This is a genomic window from Roseofilum halophilum BLCC-M91, assembly GCF_030068445.1.
Taxonomy (GTDB): domain Bacteria; phylum Cyanobacteriota; class Cyanobacteriia; order Cyanobacteriales; family Desertifilaceae; genus Roseofilum; species Roseofilum halophilum.
The window spans coordinates 1-6,182 of record NZ_JAQPOK010000099.1 but is presented as its reverse complement, the minus strand read 5'-3'; the positions used below and the strand labels follow the sequence as shown (position 1 = coordinate 6,182).

Sequence of the window (6,182 nt, the reverse complement as noted above, 5' to 3'; positions counted from 1 at the left end):
CTGTAGGGGCGGGTTTCAAACATCTGTAGGGGCGGGTTTCAAACATCTGTAGGGGCGGGTTTCAAACATCTGTAGGGGCGGGTTTCAATCCTGAGTCGGGGCGGGATGCAAAGATCACTAGGGGCGTCGTTCAAACTGCTGACGCGGCGGGTTACAAACTTCTGTGGGGCGGGATTTAAAAAATGTGTAGGGGGGGGTTACAAACCCGCCCCTACACATACGGTAGGTTAATCTTTATCGATCATTTAGAAGCAACCAGCCAGATATTCTTCGTTGTTAATTGGGCGATCGCATTGACGGCAACTGTTGCCTTTACTCAACCTATCCATCAAATTAATATCGCTCCTGGAAGTACGGTAACTATTCCTGGAGTCACTTGGCAGGAGTTTGAACAAATTTTACTCGAATGGGGCGAACATCGCAGTGCGAGATTAATCTACAGTCAGAAGACATTAGAAATTAGGGTTCCTCTACCGGAACATGAACGACCTAAAGAACTGATTGCCGACTTGGTGAAAGCCTTACTCCGCAAAGCAGGCAGGCGCTTTGAATCTTTCGGATCGACTACATTTAAGCAGGAAGGAATAGCGGGAGTTGAGCCGGATGCTTGTTTTTATATTCAGAATTATGAGCGTATAATGAGTCGCCGTCGGCTGCAAACGGGCGATCCTCCTCCGGACTTAGCCATTGAAATTGATATTACCTCTCGGACTCCCTTAGCTGCGTATGAGGCGATCGCCGTTCCAGAACTCTGGGTGTACGATGGTCAACATCTCACCCTCTATCTCTTACAAGAAGATGGGCACTATAGAGCCTCGAAAACCAGCCCCCTATTTCCCCAAATTAATCTTACAGAAATCATTCCCACTGCGATTAAGCGCTCTTGGCAAGTGGGAAGTAGCCAAGCTTTGGAAGAAGCGGAAATAGCTTGTATTGTAAACTTTAATTAAAAATATAGTTAAACAGAGTTATGTATAGTAGATTATAGTCACTGCATCGATCTGACTCGGCCAAAAAAGCAGGAGTCGGAAAGATAGATAGTATAGATTGATTGAGATGTAAATGTGTTCAAGACTGTAACTTTTAATCAACCGGGAAACTTTGTCCTTTTGTTGAACATGGCAGACTCGAAAAACTTCTCATCAGTTGAAGAAAAGCATTCCCAAATGCCTTTAGAGGCTATGGGATAGAGAGGTGCGTAGTTCACCCAAGGAGAATTAATCTCTCGAAGCCAAAATGAAGAGGATTTCTGAAATGGAATCCAGGTCTTGTTTATATCTGACTATATTTTGGTTAACTATAGTCGATTCGTTTTAGAATGAGGCATAGACCTGGTGACTGATAACCTGAAATGACTGTAGAGAGCCAAACGCCAACGGAAGATCCGACTGTAGACCCTCTGGATGAATTGCCTGATGATGTGGAAATGTCGCTGTTTGACCATTTGGAAGAGCTGCGGCAACGTTTTTTCTATGCCCTGATTGCGGTGGCGATCGCCGTGGTCGGCTGTTTTCTGTTCGTCAAGCCCATTGTGCAATTCCTGGAAATTCCCGCCGGAGATGTGAAATTTTTACAATTGGCTCCGGGAGAATACTTTTTTGTTTCCCTGAAAGTGGCCGGCTATAGCGGCATCATTCTCGCAACTCCCGCGATTCTCTATCAAATCATCCAATTTCTTCTCCCCGGACTGACGCTCAGGGAACGGCGCTTAGTGCTGCCAGTGGTAGTGGGGTCGAGTGTCTTATTTCTCACCGGGTTACTGTTTGCCCAAATGGTGTTAATTCCGGCAGCCCTGAATTTCTTCATTACCTATGGCGCAGAAGTAGTGGAGCAAGCTTGGTCAATTGACCGCTATTTTGAGTTTGTGCTGCTGCTGATGTTTAGCACCGGGTTAGCCTTTCAAGTCCCCGTCATTCAAGTGCTGTTGAGTGTCTTAGGATTGGTTTCATCGCAACAAATGCTGGCCGGATGGCGCTATGTGGTGATGGGAGGCGTATTACTCGGTGCGATCCTCACGCCATCGACCGATCCGGTGACCCAAAGTTTACTCGCAGGCGCGGTTTTAGGGTTATATTTTGGGGGAGTTGGGCTAGTGAAGGCGATCGGTCGTTAACCTGAAATGGGGAACATGGGGAGGATCAACTATTGCCTATTGCCTATTCCCCATTCCCTCTTAACTAAATCCCATGGCAGCAGCGACTGATTTCAGATCGGCCTCAATGCCTTGATGACAGGGATTTTTGCTATGATTAATCGCTGTATCGGGGTCTTTCAAACCATTACCCGTAAGAACACAAACGATTTTAGCCCCTTCAGGTACTTGGTCTTTCACTTTCAATAACCCAGCCACCGACGATGCAGAAGCGGGTTCACAGAAAATTCCCTCTTCAGCAGCCAACAGGCGATAGGCATGGAGAATTTCTTCATCGGTAACCGCGTGGAATTGCCCGCCACTGGCTTCTTGAGCTGCTAGGGCTTGGTTCCAACTGGCAGGGTTACCGATACGGATGGCGGTGGCTAGAGTTTCCGGGTGTTCAATGGGATGGCCGGCAAGAATGGGTGCTGCTCCTGCCGCTTGGAAGCCCATCATTTTCGGTAGTTGACTACATTTTTTTTCTTGATGATATTCACAAAAACCCATCCAATAGGCGGTAATATTACCCGCATTGCCCACGGGAATACAGAGCCAGTCGGGGGCATCTCCTAATGCATCCACGACTTCAAAGGCTGCGGTTTTTTGTCCTTGGAGACGATAGGGGTTGACCGAGTTGACCAATGTCACCGGATACTGTTCGGAGACTTGGCGGACGATCGCCAATGCTTGGTCAAAGTTACCATTAATTGCCAGGACTTCTGCGCCATAAAGCAGGGCTTGAGCCAGTTTACCGAGAGCCACATAACCATCGGGAATAATCACAAATGCCTTTAAGCCTCCCCGTTTCGCATAGGCGGCTGCTGCTGCTGAGGTGTTGCCGGTACTGGCACAAATGACGGCCTTCGAGCCTTCTTCTTTGGCTTTCGAGACTGCCATCGTCATGCCCCGGTCTTTGAAGCTTCCCGTAGGGTTTAAGCCATCATATTTGACCCAGACCTGAACCTTTTTCCCGATCGCGGCCGCGATCGCCGGAACAGGAATCAGGGGCGTGTTACCTTCTAAGAGGGTGACCACAGGAGTGTTTTCCGTTACGGGAAGGTAGGCACGGTAGGTTTCAATTAACCCTTTCCAAATACTACGTGCGGACGAGTTTGGATGGGTTTGGCCGATCTGGGTTGATAAAGTGGCAGTCACGTTCGCTTGGTTAATCCAAATGAAGGTTAAGAGATATATCTCTACTCTAGTTTAATCCATTGGTTCCGTTTAGGAAAACCATTGGCGATCGCTCCCAGGGGATAGTGACATGGAGATGCGATCGCCAGTTAAAACACTACAAAGCCCTATCTCTCCGCGTTCCCCTATTTCCCATCTCCCCATTCCCCCTGCAAAGGTTCTACATCATGAAAATGGGTATAATCAATACAGCGCGTCCCCTTCTTATTCGTGGAAACCACATTCACAAAAGCCACATTACATCGGATATCCTCTGGATGATACCAATAACGAGAATGGATAGTTTGGGAGACGGTTTCATCTAATCCCGTGAGAGAAACAATCACTTCTGGTTGCCACTCCTGAATCTTCTCTGGAGTCAACCCATAATGGTAAAATGGACTCTGTTCATCAATGGGATGCATAATCATCCAACTCAGAACCAAGAACGAATTGTGCGATCGCACTAAATTAAGATCCACAATCGGCCGCAAACGATGACCTTCTGGTGTCATTTCATCCGGCAATATTACACTCACGCGCACCTGTGCTTCCACAATCCAATGGTTCCGTTGATTCCCCATCCGAAACATTAAAGTCGGAACCCCATTATAAGGAGCAATCACTGCAATTTCACTAAACAAAACCCGTGCGGTTGGCTTAGAAAACCGAGCAAACAATAATCCCGTAGCTACCGCAAATCCCAATAACCCAAATAGGCTCTCAAAGGTGACAATGATATGAGTATATAGGGTAGTCGGATAGAACGCACCATAACCAATAGTTGTCAGGGTTTGTACACTAAAAAAAAAGGCATCAGCAAAGGAACCGGGTTGGGCGTTAGCAATTCCATTCCCTCCGACCCAATAAGCCAAAGCAAAGAATACATTGGTCATTAAATAGAAAACAAAAATCAACCCAAAAAATTTCCACCACTCCATGGAGAGTAACCCATGATATAGATCGCTCCAACGGGGAGAACTTTCTATGAGTTGAACAAAGTTAACTTTCCCGGTTTTTTTTCGCAATTGCTTTAATATGCGTTTTTTATGGGGTTTATCGCTCATGGGGGTGACGCTTTGGGCTTCGCGCGGCAGAAGGGTAAGGAGCTAGGGAGCGAGACGCTCCCACACCAAAATATCCAACGTTTTCAGGTTAGGTTACTTCAATCAGTTGGTTTTCTTGGCGTAAATAGGCTTCGATAAACTCCATAAGATCGCCGTTCATCACATCCGTAATGGCGGTCGTTTCTACGTTGGTACGCAGGTCTTTAACCATTTGATAGGGATGGAAAACGTAGTTACGGATTTGATTTCCCCAAGCTGCATCGACCATATCGCCGCGAATATCAGCGATTTCTTGGGCCCGTTGTTCTTGGGCAATCACCAGCAATTTGGACTTGAGGAGAGCGAGGGCTTTTTCCTTATTTTGTAATTGCGATCGCTCTTGGGTGCAGCGTACCGCTAAACCGGTGGGCAAATGCGTAATCCGAACCGCCGTTTCTACCTTATTCACATTTTGCCCCCCTTTGCCCCCAGAGCGAGAGGTCGTGATTTCTAGGTCTTTTTCCGGGATGTCTAATTGCACCTCTTCATTCAAAATCGGCATCACTTCCACCCCAGCAAAACTGGTTTGCCGTTTCCCATTGGCATTAAAGGGCGAAATCCGCACTAACCGATGGGTTCCTTTTTCCGCTTTCAGATACCCATAGGCATAGCGGCCCTCAATTTCTAAGGTAGCGGATTTAATCCCCGCTTCCTCCCCTTCAGAAATCTCCGTCAGATGAACTTTATAGCCTTGGGCATTTCCCCAGCGCTCGTACATCCGCAGCAGCATTTCTGCCCAGTCTTGAGCATCGGTTCCCCCTGCTCCCGCATTGATGGTTAGCACTGCTCCACTTTTATCGTAGGTTCCCGATAACAATTGTTGCAGTTCCCATTGATCGAGATCGTGACTTAAATGGGAAACATGAGATTGGGCCTCTTGGAGTAGTGATTCATCGACTTCTAACTCTAACAACTCCAAGATGGCCCTCGCTTCTTCTAATGTGCCTTGCCAGTCCTGAAACTGTTGCAGAGAAGATTTGAGGTCGTTTAGCTCTTGGAGGGTGCGCCCGGCCTGGGTTTGATCGTCCCAGAAATCCGGTTGAGAGGCCACCTGTTCCAGGTCTTGGATTTTGGCATTGAGGATGGGTAGCTCAAAGATAGTCCTGGGTTTTACCCAGGCGATCGCACAACAAGTCTACTTCACGTTTGAGCGTTAGCGTATCCATAGGTTTCGATTCAGTCTAGATTCTTTGCGCCTTTATTTATATATCATAAACTGTAACTAGCCCATCTCTAGAATAGGAGAGGTCATGGTACAAACTCCCCCCCAACCCGAAACCGAAACCCTGTTACTGGAGTTACCCAGAAGTCTGAAGCTCTATGTCACTCAAGAACAATTTGAAGCTCTAGCTGCGAGCAATCGAGACTTACAACTAGAAAGAACCGCCCAAGGAGAGTTAATTGTGAATCCACCGACAGGCTGGGAAAGTGGAAAACGAAATAGTAGGATTACCGGACAATTGGATCGTTGGGACGAAGAACATGAAAACTTGGGACAGGCTTTTGATTCTTCGACTGCTTTTATCTTACCCAATGGTGCAAACCGCGCCCCGGATGCTTCTTGGGTGAGTCAAGAGCGTTGGGACGCACTCACGGAGGAACAAAAGGGAACGTTTGCCAATATTTGCCCGGATTTTGTGGTGGAATTACGCTCTGCTTCCGATACTCTCAAGTCGCTGCAAGAGAAGATGCAGGAGTATATGGATAATGGGGCAAGACTAGGTTGGTTGATCGATCCTCAAAATCGAACGGTGGCCGTTTATCGCGTG

The 6,182-nt window shown here is 47.3% G+C and carries 6 protein-coding genes; 3 read left to right on the top strand and 3 right to left on the bottom strand.

Annotation, left to right across the window (positions count from 1 at the left end; genetic code table 11):
- Positions 1–293: 293 nt before the first annotated feature.
- Both PJF56_RS13800 and tatC read left to right on the top strand, forming a co-directional pair.
- Positions 294–950, top strand: a complete 657-nt coding sequence (locus PJF56_RS13800; protein ID WP_283763261.1) for a Uma2 family endonuclease — start codon at positions 294–296, stop codon at positions 948–950.
- Between the two features lie 401 nt (positions 951–1,351).
- A complete protein-coding gene (gene tatC, locus PJF56_RS13795; protein WP_283763260.1) occupies positions 1,352–2,113 on the top strand; it encodes a twin-arginine translocase subunit TatC in 762 nt (253 codons plus the stop codon).
- A gap of 60 nt (positions 2,114–2,173) precedes the next feature.
- Here the strand turns inward: tatC and thrC are convergent, their stop codons facing one another.
- The 3 genes from thrC to prfB all read right to left on the bottom strand — a co-directional run bounded on the left by thrC (position 2,174) and on the right by prfB (position 5,579).
- Entirely contained in the window at positions 2,174–3,265 is a 1,092-nt protein-coding gene (gene thrC / locus PJF56_RS13790) for a threonine synthase (RefSeq protein WP_347179547.1), read from the bottom strand.
- 188 nt (positions 3,266–3,453) lie between these two features.
- Complete coding sequence (locus PJF56_RS13785) at positions 3,454–4,374, bottom strand: ion channel (RefSeq protein ID WP_283763258.1); 921 nt, start codon at positions 4,372–4,374, stop codon at positions 3,454–3,456.
- Positions 4,375–4,462: 88 nt separating this feature from the next.
- A protein-coding gene (prfB, locus tag PJF56_RS13780; protein WP_347179546.1) for a peptide chain release factor 2 occupies positions 4,463–5,579 on the bottom strand; the annotation gives its coding sequence in 2 pieces (ribosomal slippage) (positions 4,463–5,506 and positions 5,508–5,579; 1,116 coding nt in all).
- 84 nt (positions 5,580–5,663) lie between these two features.
- On the opposite strand from prfB, the gene PJF56_RS13775 reads away from it, so the two are divergent.
- Positions 5,664–6,182: Uma2 family endonuclease (locus PJF56_RS13775; RefSeq protein ID WP_283763257.1), on the top strand; the 519-nt coding region annotated here is incomplete at its 3' end.